Genomic DNA, 14,978 nt, shown 5'->3' with positions numbered 1-14,978 from the left:
TTTAAGGATTTTAACTCTGTTTTTTTCTCCCAACCTCGGCGTTACTGATTCCGCCCCCTGTGTGGTTGAAAATATCCTATATTGCACTTACCCTGACAGACTGCTGGCGATAGTGCTCAAAAAGTTCCTTACCCCATTCCACCGCATCAGGGCTGCAACAGACTAAGCGCTTGTAATCGTATGTGCCCTTGTCAGTAAGCAGTTTCAGTTCAATACATGCATCGTTGACTTTGAATGAAAGGAAAGGCATATCTTCGGCATAGACATAAAGTTCAACCTTCCTGTTCTTCAGAAGACTTCTTATATGCTCACTGTGGTCCTTTCTAACCTTATCAAACAGACAGATGTCGAAAATTAAGGACAGGTTGATCCTTCTTTCCAGTATCTCAGAGAACAGCTCCGGAAAAGCGGGATGCAGGCAGGTAGCTGCCACACTGACAGAGCCTGATGCCTTGGACATCTCATGAACTTCCCTGTTATAATCGTAAATGTCCGGGAAATTGGGTTTAATGATAGTGCAGGAGTTTAGCTTATGCAGCTTTTTAAGCAGAGGAGAAGGTATGAAGTCCAGATTACGACTTCTCCAGAACCCCTCAGCGGCATTCATTGTAGTTTCAATGCACAAGAGAGGCTTGAGTTTCTCGACAATCAGCTCTCCTATCCGGGTAAGTGCATAGATGCCATTTTTCCCGGTGATAAGATAGCTTTCTTCCAAAAGCCCTGTTATGGAAGGCAGTTCACTTATACTCACATCAAGAGATGATGCAAGTCCGCCAGATTCTTTTGGACCCTCGTTCAAAATTAAAAGTGCATGCCTTATCTGTTCTGATGCGATTAGTTCTTGAATTGATGTCTTTTCCATTCAAGTATGCCCCACTGTATGTCAAATTGCTTCTGTCAAACATGGTACCGAAGAACCTCCCTCTATGCCAGATGCTTAAAGAAGTGCTCCAATCCTCCTCAGAAATAAAAGTTGTTTTTTTATTTAAAGGTTATTAAGCTATAATTAGCTTAATGGTATAAGTGCTAGTTTAAATTAGACAGTCTATTGAAAAATAGCTTTATCGGAGCCGCATATATTAGAAGCGGGCATGCCTGCTGGATTACCTGATGTATCTCAAAGTGCTTCAGCGGGTAAGAGGGATCATGCTCCCCCTCTTCCGCCAAATGACTGGCTGCTCCCACCGGTACCGCCCTCTTCCATGGAACGGCTCCCGAATGCCTGCTTGTTCTCTTCTGAAGGTTCTTTTTCCCCGAATGGCTGGTCACTCTGGCTTTCAGTTTCTGCTTCTGAACCGCCTCTCATATCCTTGACCTTCTGGGATACTTTCTCAGCACCCTGCCTGACCCTGTCAGTAAGGGAACCCTCTTCAGCCTGCATGTCTTTTACTCTTTGGCCTACTTTCTCTGCACCTTCCCTGACCATCTCAGTTACAGAACTCTTACCTTCCTGTGAGCGCTTTTCCTTTCTCTCTCTCACCCTCCGGTTCACGTCCTCTGCCATGTGGGTGCCAGCCTCCCTTACCCTCGATGCGGTCTGAGGAAGTCTGGCCGCCAGCTCAGGGATCACATCAATAATGCTATTGAAGCTGCTCCTGCCTGACAGCGTCAGTAAGCGAACATCTTCTTCGGAAATGACCACAAAGCCGATGGGCTCCATATTGACTCCTGCATATCCGCCACCTGCATACCCATCCCTGCCGTTCCCCTGGTGGTTTTCACCGCCTGCACTTCCGAAACCAGCAGAGACTTTCATGATTGGCATTATGGTCTTCCCTTCCCAGGTAGTGGGCTCGCCCACCAAGGTCTTCGTGTTCACTATGCTCTCTGTTTCATGAGTTATTTCCTTGATTATGTCATCTAACCCCATGTATTCTCCCCATTTCTTTAATGTGTGTTTTTGTAGTATAGTTTATTATGTGCCTTATAGTTTAAAAGTGAATCTACAAAGGCCGCATTTTTTTATGCACAATTAAAGGATATAGAATAACATCCAATGCATCTTCAAATCACCCGAAAATAAAGTATTTTCTATCCAATATATTTATAAGTGGTGTTTGTAGCCTCACAAAACTTAAGTAGTTCGAGATTAATAAATATATAAACTAAATGATTAATTTTGAAGAACCATGATTCACAAAAGTGCAGACCCTCATAAGAAAAGCTCACAGAAAACACGCTCAAACGCATCCCTCAATTCCAGGGTCCGCCAGCTTAGTGAAGAACTCTGTTTGCTGAGTAAGGAACTGGCAGATACAAAAGAATTCTATAGTGAGCGCCTGGAGAATCTTAATGATGTAGTCTTCTCTATTGATAACGACGGCATGTTCACATACATAAACTCAGCTATCGAAAACATAACCGGATATAAGGTTGAAGAGATTATCGGAACACCTTATGCAAGATATATACACCCGGAAGATCTTCCGGGGCTGATGGAAGATATCAGGTTTACGATCGCAGGCGAGAGAAAACCCTACATGTTCCGCATAATAAAGAAATCGGGAGATATCACCTATGTGCATACCACATCCCGCCCGATCACGCACAATGGAAAGATCACAGGCATTAACGGCCTGATGGTCGATATCGCCATGCTTAAGAAAGTCGAGATGAACCTCAGGAAGGAGAGGGATAAAGCCCAGAAGTATCTTGACGTGGTAGCTGTCAGTATACTTGCCACCAGCAGGGAAGGGAAGATCTTCCTCATAAACAAGAAAGGCTGCGAGATCCTTGGATATGAGGAACGCGAACTTACAGGAAAGGACTTTTTTGAGACCCTGCTGCCAGAGGATATCAGAGAAGAGGCAAAGGAGGAATACAGGAAGCTGATGGAAAAGGAAGTGACCCTCAAGACCAGTTTTGAATCACCGGTCCTGACCAAAAGCATGGAAACCAGAACATTCGAATGGAACAACATGATCCTTGAAGACGAGAATGGAAAGATCCAGGGACTCCTTACATCAGGCACTGACATAACTGACAGAGAGAAAGCTATAAAGGCCCTTGTCATGGCGAAAGTCGTTTCAGATAGCGCTGCCCAGGTTAAAAGAGATTTCATTACAACCATGAGTCATGAGCTAAGGACTCCGCTCAACCATGTCATCGGCTATTCTGACATCCTTCAGAAGGGTGACCTGGGACCTCTTAATGAGGAACAGAGGAAGTGCACAGATATCATTGTCAAAAGCGGAGAGCGGCTGATGATGATTGTCAATTCCATCATAGAGCATTCCCACATAGAAGAAGGAAGCATGAAAGTAGAAAAGAAGGAGTTCCAGCTGTCCTCTTTGATTGCAGCCATTGAAGCATTCGCAATGCCGCTGGCCAGGAAGAAAAAGATTGAACTGGGCTTCCATCTTGAAACCGGCCTGAGGGATATATACTCGGACGAAAACAAATTGAAAACCATCCTTTATGATCTCATAAGCAACGCGATCAAGTTCACCCCCGAAAAAGGAAGCGTTAGCGTGAGATTCACTTCTGCGGACGATATCACCCTGACAGCCATTATTGAAGATACGGGAATCGGCATTTCCGAAGAAGACCGGAGCAAGTTGTTCAAACCCTTTTCCCAGGTTGACTCATCCCTTACAAGAAATTTTGATGGAGTAGGACTTGGATTATATATTGTAAAGGAGTTCGTGGAAATGCTAGAAGGAAGCATTGAGGTGGAAAGCGAGCCCGGGAAAGGCAGTATATTCAGCTTTACAATACCGGTTGAAAAAAAGCAGGACAAGACAGGCACCTCACTGGTCCCGCCTTCCTGATCGTATCAGTTCTTTTTTATCTTCACAGCTGTCCCGTAGGCTAGCAGCTCCGCAGCCCCTGCCATGGTCTGTGACGTGGTGAACCTCACATTCACAACTGCATCGGCACCCATCTTCCTGGCTTCTTCCACCATCCTGTCATAGGACTCCTTCCTTGCCTGGGAGAGCATATCCGAATAACCCTTAAGCTCGCCTCCGACAATGTTCTTCAGGCCTGCTGCAATGTCACTTCCTATGTGCTTGGCGCGAACGGTATTTCCAAAGACCACGCCGAGTATTTCAAGTTCTTTACCTTCTACTCCGTCTGTTGTTGTTACTAACATTTTTTACCTCTTATTCCGGACTTATACTGGTTTCATAATTCGTATTAGCGGGACCTAATTTCCCGCCCTTATCAGTGTGAAGATGAACTTGCTGCCTGTGCAGGGTTCACTCTCGGCCCTTATCGAGCCATCCATGCCTTCAATGAGACCTTTTGTGATCGCGAGTCCCAGTCCGCAGCCCCCGGCGGCACGGGTGGATGTGCTGTCGATCTGATAGAACTTATCAAATACATGATCCAGATGGGACTGATCAATGCCTATGCCCGTATCTGTGACCGTGACCTCCACCCTATCACCGATCTCACGTGCACGGACGGTCACTTTCCCGCCGCGAGGGGTGAATTTGACAGCGTTGTTCAGGAGGTTGACGAACACCTGGACAAGCTTATCCTTATCTGCAAGAACCGCTTCCATCGACGAAGGCACGTCATTAACGAGAGCGACCCCTTTGCTTTCCGAGAAGCGGCGGATGGTCTCAAGAGAGTGCTCCAGGGCCTCCTGCAGGCTCACTGGCTCAATATTGAACTTCATCCTGTTGGACTCGATCCGGGAGATATCGAGGAGGTCATCCACAAGTCTCGCCTGCCGGTCAACGTTGCGTACTATGAGTGCAAGCATTTGCTTCCTGACATTGGGATCACAAGTGTCCTCCAGCAGGAACTCGCTCGAGGTCTTCATGGCCGTGAGCGGAGTCTTGAGCTCATGGGAGACCATGGACAGGAACTCGTTCTTCAGCCGGTCAAGTTCCTTGAGCTTTGTGTTGGCAGATGTCAGCGACTCATTGGACTGCTGGAGTTCGGCCGTCTTTCTCTCCACCTCCCGCTCAAGGGTCTTGTTCCAGTTAAGAAGTATGAAATAGACCTGAGAGCTCACGAACAGAATGAACAGGACAGAGACCGCTGCCACCGTGAACAGTTTTACATAAACCGAGATAATTATGTCGTCAACAGCATCACCGGGGCTTGTAAGGCCCACAGACCATTGCTGATTGTGCCATTTTATTGGCGAATATGAAACAAGCACATACTCACTGCCTTCAGGGGTTTCCAGCCAGTACTTGCCATTGCCAACCTGACCTCTCATCTGCTCTTCAATGATGCGCAGGCGTTCGTCACCAACAGAATCCCCATGATCCAGGTAACTTGCGCCTTTCTCAAAGATACCGGACTCGTCATACAGTATCATCCCGCTATCATCTACGATATAGACATAGCTCTTGCTGTCGGAACTGGTTTCGAACTGCTCGAGGATGCTCTCGTCCGAAACAATGCCGAGGATGGAACCCCTGAACTGACCGTTCTCGAAAACAGGAACCCACACATAGGCTCCGAAAATACCCTCCATCGTGGTCACAGGCTCTGATACGTAGACCTGTCCTGTGTCCCTGACATGCTCGAATGCCCAGGTCATATCATTGGAATAAAGGTTGTAGCCGTGAGGCACACGTTCAGCGGGATACCCGGATACCACGGTACCGCCGGCATCAATGAACTCCAGCACGTAGTAGATATCTGCCACTGCATATACTGTCTCGAACTCGGACATGAACAGGTCTTCCGGAACCCCCTGCTGTTTCCGCGCCACCACCTCCAGCAAGAGCACTCGCTCGTTCAGCAGCTCTGCAATGGAAGAAGAAACATACTGGGTCAGGATGAGCTGCTGGGTTTGGTACTGTTCCTCCACGATGGACCTGACCTCAAGATTTGCCTTCATCCAGAGAAAAAAGATGGAGCCAACCAGCAGCAACACTATCACTGCAAAAATTACAAGGTTCCATCTGTTCTTTTTTTCCCACATAAGGCCGGAATGAAGATTAAAAGAGAAGAAAACTCAGACAGCGCCTCTTCGAAGCACCATCCTTATACGGGCTTTGAGCTCCTTGAGATTGAAAGGTTTTGTAACGTAATCGTCTGCGCCCAGCTCGAGTCCTTCCACCTTGTCGTCAATCTCTCCCTTGGCAGTGAGCATTATAACAGGGATGTGACTGGAAGCCGGGTCAGCCTTGAGGCGCCTGCACACCTCAAAGCCATCCATGCCTGGCATCATGATGTCAAGGAGGATCACGTCAGGGGTCTCAGACTTTGCCTTGCGGATACCCTCGTATCCGTCAAGGGCCTCTATAACATTGTAACCTTCTGCCTCGAGCGCCACCTTGAGTGCGGTGGAGGCGTCGATCTCCTCGTCCACGATGAGGATCTTCTCACGGGTATCTGAAAGAAAGGCTATCCTCTGACGGACCAGACTTTCATCCACTCCAAGTGATCTGGCTATCTCTGCATCGCTTATGCCGGGTTTGCTCTCTATCAGCGCCAGGATCTCAGGATCAATGTTCTCAGTATTCATGGTGATACTACCCTAACTGTGAATAAGTATAGCAGGATGATGTTATTAAAACCTTTCCAAATATCAAAGGGTTGTATCTTAATTAGCCCAGTCGTCCAAATTAAAGAAAGTATTATAACTTATCAATGAATATCTATGCTACGATACAATGGATGCACTGGAAGAGATTTTTGGAAAGACAGCCCAGATGACCGTTCTTAAAAACCTTATACAGCACCGGAACGAATCGACCTATCTTTCCGGCATAGCAGAGGAGACCGGCCTGTCCCATTCCAGTGTCGCGAGGGTCATTGCACCCCTCATCAAAACGGGCATCGTTATAGAGAAGCCACTTGGAAAGCAGATAAGGACCTTCCGCCTGAACCTTGATAACGAGAAGACCCACCTTATACTTGACTTCTATACGAGGCTCAATGAGAAATGAGATGCTTCCCGGTTCAGCTTTCCTGGTCCGCAAACCCGTCCTCTTTAGATGATACGCCAAGCATCAGCACTGCAAATTTTCCTGCTGTTCCTGCAAGCAGATTTATTACATGAAGGGATAACAGCCCCACCGGTAAGGCTGAGAAAAACGCGATCATGGAAAGTTCCGATGAATAAGGATGGAAACCAGCCGGGTGAGGGCCAGACACCAGGGCGTATCCTATCAGGGGTGCCAGGAACAGTAACACTGTCATTGCTATCATGAACAGGGATACACCCAGCGAGAATACTCCCAGAGGGAATTTCAGCAGCAAGAACAGCAGGGCCTTCCATGACACGGGGTTTCTCAGCTTTGACACCCAGCTGTCAAGAACGCTGTCCGGCTTATCCATAGTGTGGGACATCGGTGGTATTTTCACACCCAGAAGCCATTCTGCAAGCTGCCTTTCAAAGGATGCCATTTCCCACCATGCAAGGAAAACAAGCAGCAGTATAGGAATACCCAGCCAGATGCCCAGCAGGTGGAATCCCAGCGACAGGCCGGTCACCAGGAATACAAAATAAGCCGTTCCAAGGGGGAATGTGAACAGCAGGTAAAGGAAATTAAGGTATGTCTGCTTCCTGAAAGCCACAGCTACGAAATCACGCAGGTGCCTTCTGAGAAGGCTGAAGGCTGTGCCAGTTCTCCCAAACATTCGTTCCATCCCGATCGATATAATATATACAAAGTCGTGCATTCTGCCCAAAGGTTCATTTGGCTTGCCTTCGGAGAGAGGAGCAGCCTGAAGGAAGCTTACAGGCTGCATTCATCGTTATTGACTTAAGCACCCCTTCAGGCACCAAACTCCCGGATGCGCTCTGGCCTCCTGACAAGGAAGTATATCAGGGCACCGATCAGGTGAGTGAGAAGGATCACCAATATCCATATCAGCTTGTCGTTACCCGTTGATGGCTCCTTTGTGGCGCAGTCTATGAGCATCCATATCCAGAAAAGGGTCCCTATTATGCCTGCCCCGAAAAACAGGAAGAACAGCAGAAAGGGAATCCCTATGAACAATGCATCGAACATTCTTTACCTCCTTAATTCAGTCATGATATTCTTTCACTCGTGTCTCAGGGCATCTACCGGGTTCATCTTTGCGGCCTTGTTCGCCGGGTATACGCCTGCAACCAGACCTACGATGATCGAGACGAACACGCCAACAAAGATCATGTTCAGCGGGAACACGTGGGGCATACCCATGGCACCGACCACTACGTAAGCTCCAAGTACTCCGAGTGCCGTACCGAAGATGCCGCCAATAAGGCCCACTACCATGGATTCCACAATGAACATCGTGAGGACTTCCCTGTTCTTATATCCAAGAGATTTCATGATACCTATCTCGCTGGTCCTTTCAGTAACCGTCACCAGCATGATGTTCATGATACCTATAGAGCCCACAATGAGAGAGATCAGTGCGACTGCAGTCAGCAAGGAACTGAGGGCTGCCGACATCTGGTCGACCTGTTCCAGTATTTCTTCCTGGTTCATGAGAGAATATGGTTTCGCGTCCTCGTTGTCGACATCGCGTGCAGGGACACCGAGATTCCTGGCAAGCCTGCGGTCGACCTCATCGGTTACATCGGAAATGGATTCCATGCTCTCTGCAGCAGCAAAGAAACCCCAGTAGTAATCCTCTCCCATGATCTCATTCATAGTGGAAATCGGGATAAATATCCGGACGTCAGACTCTATGCCGCTCTGGACAAAGGATGTCTCAGGGCTGGCAATTATGCCCTTGACCTTAAAGTTCCGGGTCACGGTCTCGCCGTTTGCCTTTACAAAGGTCATCTGGATCGTGTTCTTCTCCGATATTGTCCTGCCGAACTTCTCATACGCAACATCGTGACCCAGCACAGCCACATACTTGTCCTTATCTGTGAGAAAGCTGCCGGATTCCATCCGGATATTGGCCACTTCCTCATAGTCCTCGTTCACACCCTGCACCGATATCTGTCTGGTAGTTGAGAGGTATTCCACCTCAGCCACCTGCTGACTTATGGGAGAGACACCCGTTATCCCGGGGGTGCTCTTCACAAGCTCGAGTTCGTTATCATGAAGCAGATTGGAGGTCTTGCTCTGGATGATGATGAAGTTGTTACCGACAGAGCCTATCTCCTCGGTGAAGTACTGGCTGAAACTTGCTCCCAGCGAGACATTGGCTATGACCGCGGCAATGCCTATAATGATCCCCAGGGTCGTGAGGGCCGAGCGCATTTTTGCGCTTCCGATGCTCCCAAGGGCTATCCTTATTGAGTGCTTCAGGCTCAGCATAGGGTAATCTCCTGCATTTACTTGTTACTCTGCTTCTTACGCCTGTAGAGAGCAACAGCAGGAAGCCCGACCAGCAGCGCCAGACCGATGAATGTCAGTGCAAGGCTACCGGTGTTGCCGGAGTCGCTCTGCACTACGCCCACATTCCGTACGCCTACCCGGTCGCTATGGCTGTTCACGCCGTTCCTGTAATCTACCTCGATCGTTACCGGTGAAGAGGTTCCGTTGCCGGAGTCCCTGGCCTTTATCTGGATGGTGAACAGCTCATCGGCGTTCATGGAGCCGATATAGTATTCCTCCGGGGAGAATGCGATATCATCAGATACCAGCCTCACACTGACCGAATTGAGGGTATTGGGATGACTGTTTGCTACATCGAACTCGAAAACACCCTCACCGTCAGTAAGCGTTAGGGGTTTGGAGGGAATGACCTTTACAGCCGAGGAATCAACCCTGACCGGTATCCTCCAGTTATTATTGTAGGCGTGGGAGTTGCCCACCATGAAAAAGTCCAGGTAGTAGGTGCCATCCTCTGTATTGTTATCAATCCTGATATTATAGCTAAGAGTAATAGAATCCCCCGGACCAATGATACCTGAGCCTGAATAGCTGTCACTGGTGACCGTTATCCCTTCAATCCCCCTGAGGGAGGCCGACTGGACCCTTGCATTGGTATCGTATTCCTGGCCATCGATGGTGACCGTGCTGGTTGTGGCGGTGTTCCTGAGAGTGAAACTCACAGTACCCCTGTCACCAGGCATGAATACCGCAGGATCGCTGGATATCTCGCTGAGCTGGATAGTGCCCTTGCTGTCAAAAGTGTCGGAACCCACCCTGAGGGAAACTGTTTTCTTGAACCAGGCGTCCCCGTCATCGGCCTTGTAATAGATATCTATGTTGCCGGTTCCAACCTTCGCATTCCCATCCACGAAGAGGCGGTACTCATGCACCACTGCTTTTTCCGGTGCCAGTATGCCGATGGACTTCACGGCATTCCTCTCGGAATCCAGCGAGAACGGATATTCCGGCTCGATTTTCAGTGAAACAGCATCCGCACGGCCGTACCCGATGTTCTCAACTTTGACCCGGACATCCACATATTTGCCTATCTCGGCAGGGTATGGGTCGTAATCCAGTACATCCACTCTCAGATTCGCACCGGAACTTGCGGATACCGGCGTGAATAATGCAAGTATCATTCCAAGGCAGACTAAAGAGCCTATGATCTTTCGTATAATATCGCTTACCCCAGTCATCAGAATCACTTCAGTTATTTTTTATGTAGCCGTCTTTTATGTGCACTACCCTGTCCACATATTTTTCCATTTCAGGGTCGTGTGTGATCATCACTATGGTGCATCCGTTGCGATGCAACTCTGAAAAGATACCCAGTATCTCCTCACTTGTCTTTGAATCGAGGTTCCCGGTAGGTTCGTCGGCAAGGATAAGGGAAGGTTCATTGATAAGGGACCTGGCTATAGCGACCCTCTGGCGCTGCCCTCCGGAAAGCTCGGTGGGCCTGTGGTTCATGCGGTCATCGAGACCGACCAGCTTTAACAGGTCCTTCGCCCTTTGCGAAGCGTTGTGCCCTTTCTTTGAGTTGGAGTAGGTAGGGAGCAATACATTTTCGTATGCGCTTAAGCGTGGTATCAGGTTGAAGCTCTGGAAAACGAAACCGATCTCAAAGCCCCGAAGCTCGGCGAGCTCGTTGTCAGAGATTGCACATGTATCCTTTCCCATTAGCACGACCTTACCGCTCGTAGGCCTGTCCAGGCATCCGATCATGTTCATCAGTGTGCTTTTTCCCGAGCCTGAAGGACCCATTATCGCAACGAATTCACCCTTTTTAACACACAGATCGATCCCGTGAAGGATAGGAACCTCCATATCCCCGAGGCGATAGCTCTTCCTGAGATCACATATATCGATCACAATGTCATTGCCTTCTGTAACAGAACGATCCAAGTCCTTGCCAACCATGCATATACCTCTAGTATCCCGTCGGAAAACTCGTCTATTATTCGACAGGCTAGACTATTCAGTCTAACTACTTAAGCATTTCCATATATCGACCGGCTGGTCCAATAACTAAAAGAGATGCATGATATCACTCATGCCTGAGAGCTTCCACCGGATCCAGACTGGCAGCCCTGCTGGCCGGATAGACACCTGCAATAAGCCCGACGATTACCGATATGATAAAGCCCAGGAAGATCAGGTACATCGGGAAGACGCGGGGAATATCAAGGTATATCTCGACCGCAAAGGACCCTGCCATCCCAAGCAGGGTTCCAAGGATACCGCCTATAACACCTACTACTACGGACTCAAACATGAAGAGCGTCAGGATATCGGATCTTGTGTAGCCCAGGGATTTCAGCAGGCCGATCTCCTTCGTTCTCTCGGTCACGGTCACCAGCATGATATTCATAATGCCGATGGATCCAACAAGCAGAGCCACCAGGGCTATGACGGTTATCAGTATGGTAAGGGAATTGGAAAGCATATCTAGCTGATCAAGGATGTCCGCCTGATTGAAGATACGGTAGGGTTTTGCATCCTCATTGTCAATATCACGCGCCGGAACTCCAAGGTTCCTTGCAAGTCGCCTGTCCACCTCTTCAGAGACCGGCCTTACGGATTCCGCACTGGCGGTCTTTGCTGAGAAGCCGCTGTAGTCTTCCACCCCGAGAATCTCGTTCATGGTCCGTATAGGGATATAGATGGTGACATCCCTGTCAGGCCCGCCCTGGACAAAGGTGTTATCCTCTCCTTCCAGTACTCCCTTTACCCTGAACTTCCGGGTCACCGTGGTGCCGTCGTTCCTGCGGAAGGTGATATCAATATAGTTCTTGACAGGGACGTTCCTGCCAAACTTCTCCTCAGCCACTTCTTTTCCCAGGACTGCCACATGCCGGTCCTTGTCTGTGAGAAAACTACCCGATCCAACATGAAGGTTGGATATCTCCTGGGTATCCGCACTTACCCCCTGCACGTCTATCTGTCTGGTAGCCGAAAGATAAGTTACGGCAGCAGTCTGCTGGTTGAAGGCCGAGACACCCACCACCCCCGGCGTGTTCCTGATCACTTCAAGCTGCGCATCATAGAATATGTTGACGTCCTGGCTGTATATGATGATGAAATTGGAACCAAGGGAGCCAAGCTCATCAGTGAAATACTGGTTGAAGCTTGTACCCAGTGAAACATTGGCAACCACTGCAGCCACCCCTATAATGATGCCAAGCATGGTAAGGGCTGAACGCAGCTTTGCACTCCTGATGCTGCCAAGTGCTATGACCAGTGCCTCCCTGAGATCCATTGTCCTACTCCTTCCTCAGCGCTTCAACCGGATCCATTCTTGCAGCCTTGTTGGCAGGGTAGACACCTGCAATAAGGCCTATGCCTACAGCCACCACAAAGCCGATCGCGATCTGCCCTGCAGGGAAGATATTGGGCAGCTCAAGATAACTGTTGACCACAAGGGCGGCAGCAACTCCCAGAGCTACTCCAAGTATCCCTCCTATCAGCCCCACTATCATCGACTCTATGATGAATAATACCAGAATATCCTTTTTTGTGAAACCCAGTGCCTTCATCAGACCGATCTCCCGGGTCCTTTCGGCAACAGTGACCAGCATGATGTTCATTATCCCGATAGAGCCTACAATGAGAGAGATCAGTGCAACAGAGGTCAGAAGAGCTGTTAAGGCTGCTGATAACTGGTCCGTCTGCTCCAGTATCTCGATCTGGTCAAAGAGCACATAGGGTTTTGCATCGTCGTTCTCAAGATCCCTGTTGGGCACCCCAAGACTGCGGGCCAGACGCCTGTCGATCTCATCCCCCGTGGTCCGGACAGCCTCCAGACTCTCGGCCTTGATGAAGAAACCACCATAATAATCGATACCCAGTATCTCGTTCATAGTATCAATAGGTATGAAGATGCGTATCTCCGGTTCAACGCCTGTCTGTGCAAATGTGGTGTTGGGATCCTGTATCACACCCTTGACTATGAATTTCCGGGTGACGACACCCCCGTCCTCACGCCGGAATGTGATGTCAATGGGATTCTTGACTGATATCTTCTTATCGAACTTCTCGTTGGCAACTTCCGCACCCAGCACCGCGACATACCTGTCATTATCGGTCAGGAACTCGCCTGACTCCATCCGGATGTTTGCTACCTCGCCATAGTCCTCATTCACTCCCTGAATATCGATCTGTCTGGACGTGGAAAGATATGTCACCCTCGCCATCTGCTGGTTTATGGGAGAAGCACCGGCAACGCCGGGAGTATTCCTTATGAGCTCCAGCTGGTTGTCATAGAAGATATTGGTGTTCTGGCTGTAGATGACAATGAAATTGGAGCCTACGGCACCTATCTCGTCTGTGAAGTACTGGTTGAAGCTGGCACCCAGGGTCACGTTGGCTATCACAGCTGCAACACCTATGACAATGCCCAGGGCCGTGAGGGCCGACCTGAGCTTGGAACTGCCTATGCTTCCCAGGGATATACCCAAAGACTGCCTGAGGTTGAGCATTGGTCCGGCACCTATTATTTAGTCTTCCTGCGCCTGTACATCACATAACCCACGACAGCGAGTGCCGCTAGCAGGATCACGGCCAGTGCAATACCAGGACTGTTGTTATCCTGTACTTCAACACTACGCAGCTGCCGGGTGTCTACCACAGATGAGTGCTGGTTGACACCGTTCCTGTAATTGGCGATTATGGTCAGATCTCTCGGGGAAAATGATTCATTGTCAGCAGAAGCTGCCTCGAACTGGATGGTGAAGAGCTCGTCAGGGTCCATGGAGCCTATGAAATATTCAGAGGGAGAGAACTCCATGCCTTCGGCCTGGAGGCGCACGCTCACCGAAGAGAGCCTGTTGGGATGGATGTTGGCAACATCGAGCTCAAGGGTGCCTGCACCATTCTCGAGAACCAGAAGGCTTGAAGGTATGACCCTGACAGAGGACGAGTCGATCCTTACAGGAATCCTCCAGTTGTTGCTTAAAGCGTGGGAATTCCCCTCAACAGCAAGGTAAAGATAATATGTTCCGTCCTCAACCTCATCACCCACCCGGATATTGTATGTGAGATTGACAGACTCCCCCGGCCCTATGATGCCGCTGCCGTGATAGGTGCCTGTTGTGACCTCGATGCCATCGGTACCTTCAAGGGAGGCAGACTGTATCCTGGCATTGGTGTCGAACTCTTCCCCTCCTACCAATACCGAAGGCGAAGTGGCAGCGTTCACCAGGCTGAACCTGATAGTACCTCTGTCACCGGGCATGAATACCTCGGGCTCCATTACAGGAGTTCCCTGAAGCTGGACGCTGCCCCTGCTGTCAAAGGTGCTCAGGCCGATCCTTATATCGAACTCCTCCTTGTACCAGACGCCCTCAGTTCCTTCCCGGTACCACACTTCTATAGTCTCAATACCGTCCTTTGCATTCTCATCCACGAACAGGCGGTATTCATGAACGGCTGCTCTTTCGGGGTTCAGCACTCCCGTGGTCTTGTTGGCATTGGCAGACGAGTCCAGGCTGAAAGGATATTCCGGCACCATTCGCACTGAGACGTCTTCCGCTCTTGAGAAACCCATATTCTCTACCTTGACCCATACGGTTACGTATTCCCCTACCTCTGCCGGGACCGGTTGGTACTGCAGGATGCTTACCTGCAGGTCCGCCCCGTTTGCGGCTGCTGCAGGTGTGCAGATCAAAGCAGATGCCAAGACGAACCCGATCACCCAGGCAGACATCGCGTACATTTTCAGGTAACTGAATGACATTGACATAC

General features: G+C 49.4%; 15 protein-coding genes. 2 read left to right on the top strand and 13 right to left on the bottom strand.

Annotated features, from left to right (window positions below; all coding sequences use genetic code 11):
* Positions 1 to 76 precede the first annotated feature (76 nt).
* Together PV02_RS01985 and PV02_RS01980 are read right to left on the bottom strand one after the other, a co-directional pair.
* The gene (locus PV02_RS01985; protein ID WP_256621705.1) at positions 77 to 862 is read right to left on the bottom strand and encodes a helix-turn-helix transcriptional regulator; all 786 of its coding nucleotides are present in this window, start codon (positions 860 to 862) and stop codon (positions 77 to 79) included.
* Between the two features lie 282 nt (positions 863 to 1,144).
* Positions 1,145 to 1,870, bottom strand: coding sequence for a GerW family sporulation protein (locus tag PV02_RS01980; protein WP_256621704.1), 726 nt, complete (start codon positions 1,868 to 1,870; stop codon positions 1,145 to 1,147).
* 259 nt (positions 1,871 to 2,129) lie between these two features.
* Between PV02_RS01980 and PV02_RS01975 the strand changes: the two genes are divergently transcribed.
* Positions 2,130 to 3,770, top strand: a complete 1,641-nt coding sequence (locus tag PV02_RS01975; protein WP_256621703.1) for a PAS domain-containing sensor histidine kinase — start codon at positions 2,130 to 2,132, stop codon at positions 3,768 to 3,770.
* A 5-nt stretch (positions 3,771 to 3,775) separates the two neighbouring features.
* On the opposite strand, the gene PV02_RS01970 is transcribed toward PV02_RS01975, so the two are convergent.
* The 3 genes from PV02_RS01970 to PV02_RS01960 are packed head-to-tail and all read right to left on the bottom strand — an operon-like array spanning position 3,776 to position 6,436.
* On the bottom strand, positions 3,776 to 4,093 hold the full coding sequence (locus tag PV02_RS01970; protein WP_256621702.1) for a YbjQ family protein: 318 nt from the start codon (positions 4,091 to 4,093) through the stop codon (positions 3,776 to 3,778).
* 54 nt (positions 4,094 to 4,147) lie between these two features.
* Entirely contained in the window at positions 4,148 to 5,890 is a 1,743-nt protein-coding gene (locus PV02_RS01965; protein WP_256621701.1) for a sensor histidine kinase, read from the bottom strand.
* A 33-nt stretch (positions 5,891 to 5,923) separates the two neighbouring features.
* Positions 5,924 to 6,436 carry a response regulator gene (locus PV02_RS01960; protein ID WP_256621700.1) on the bottom strand — a complete coding sequence of 171 codons (513 nt, stop codon included), beginning with the start codon at positions 6,434 to 6,436 and terminating at the stop codon, positions 5,924 to 5,926.
* Between the two features lie 148 nt (positions 6,437 to 6,584).
* Here PV02_RS01960 and PV02_RS01955 point away from each other — a divergent pair, with 148 nt between their 5' ends.
* Positions 6,585 to 6,860 (top strand): MarR family transcriptional regulator, encoded by a 276-nt coding sequence (locus tag PV02_RS01955; protein ID WP_256621699.1) that lies wholly within the window; start codon positions 6,585 to 6,587, stop codon positions 6,858 to 6,860.
* Between the two features lie 13 nt (positions 6,861 to 6,873).
* On the opposite strand, the gene PV02_RS01950 is transcribed toward PV02_RS01955, so the two are convergent.
* From PV02_RS01950 to PV02_RS01915, 8 genes are all read right to left on the bottom strand, one after another.
* Entirely contained in the window at positions 6,874 to 7,554 is a 681-nt protein-coding gene (locus PV02_RS01950; RefSeq protein WP_256621698.1) for a sensor domain-containing protein, read from the bottom strand.
* A gap of 137 nt (positions 7,555 to 7,691) precedes the next feature.
* Positions 7,692 to 7,928 (bottom strand): PLDc N-terminal domain-containing protein, encoded by a 237-nt coding sequence (locus PV02_RS01945; RefSeq protein ID WP_256621697.1) that lies wholly within the window; start codon positions 7,926 to 7,928, stop codon positions 7,692 to 7,694.
* Between the two features lie 33 nt (positions 7,929 to 7,961).
* Complete coding sequence (locus PV02_RS01940) at positions 7,962 to 9,176, bottom strand: ABC transporter permease (protein WP_256621696.1); 1,215 nt, start codon at positions 9,174 to 9,176, stop codon at positions 7,962 to 7,964.
* Between the two features lie 17 nt (positions 9,177 to 9,193).
* Positions 9,194 to 10,432 (bottom strand): COG1361 S-layer family protein, encoded by a 1,239-nt coding sequence (locus tag PV02_RS01935; RefSeq protein ID WP_256621695.1) that lies wholly within the window; start codon positions 10,430 to 10,432, stop codon positions 9,194 to 9,196.
* A gap of 10 nt (positions 10,433 to 10,442) precedes the next feature.
* Entirely contained in the window at positions 10,443 to 11,156 is a 714-nt protein-coding gene (locus PV02_RS01930; protein ID WP_305891100.1) for an ABC transporter ATP-binding protein, read from the bottom strand.
* 127 nt (positions 11,157 to 11,283) lie between these two features.
* Positions 11,284 to 12,495 carry an ABC transporter permease gene (locus PV02_RS01925; RefSeq protein ID WP_256621694.1) on the bottom strand — a complete coding sequence of 404 codons (1,212 nt, stop codon included), beginning with the start codon at positions 12,493 to 12,495 and terminating at the stop codon, positions 11,284 to 11,286.
* Between the two features lie 4 nt (positions 12,496 to 12,499).
* Positions 12,500 to 13,714 carry an ABC transporter permease gene (locus PV02_RS01920; protein WP_256621693.1) on the bottom strand — a complete coding sequence of 405 codons (1,215 nt, stop codon included), beginning with the start codon at positions 13,712 to 13,714 and terminating at the stop codon, positions 12,500 to 12,502.
* A 14-nt stretch (positions 13,715 to 13,728) separates the two neighbouring features.
* Positions 13,729 to 14,976, bottom strand: a complete 1,248-nt coding sequence (locus PV02_RS01915; RefSeq protein WP_256621692.1) for a COG1361 S-layer family protein — start codon at positions 14,974 to 14,976, stop codon at positions 13,729 to 13,731.
* Positions 14,977 to 14,978: the final 2 nt, after the last annotated feature.

It is taken from the genome of Methanolobus chelungpuianus, assembly GCF_024500045.1.
Taxonomy (GTDB): domain Archaea; phylum Halobacteriota; class Methanosarcinia; order Methanosarcinales; family Methanosarcinaceae; genus Methanolobus; species Methanolobus chelungpuianus.
Note: the sequence above shows the minus strand (reverse complement) of the source record. Positions and strands in the feature narration are given on the sequence as shown.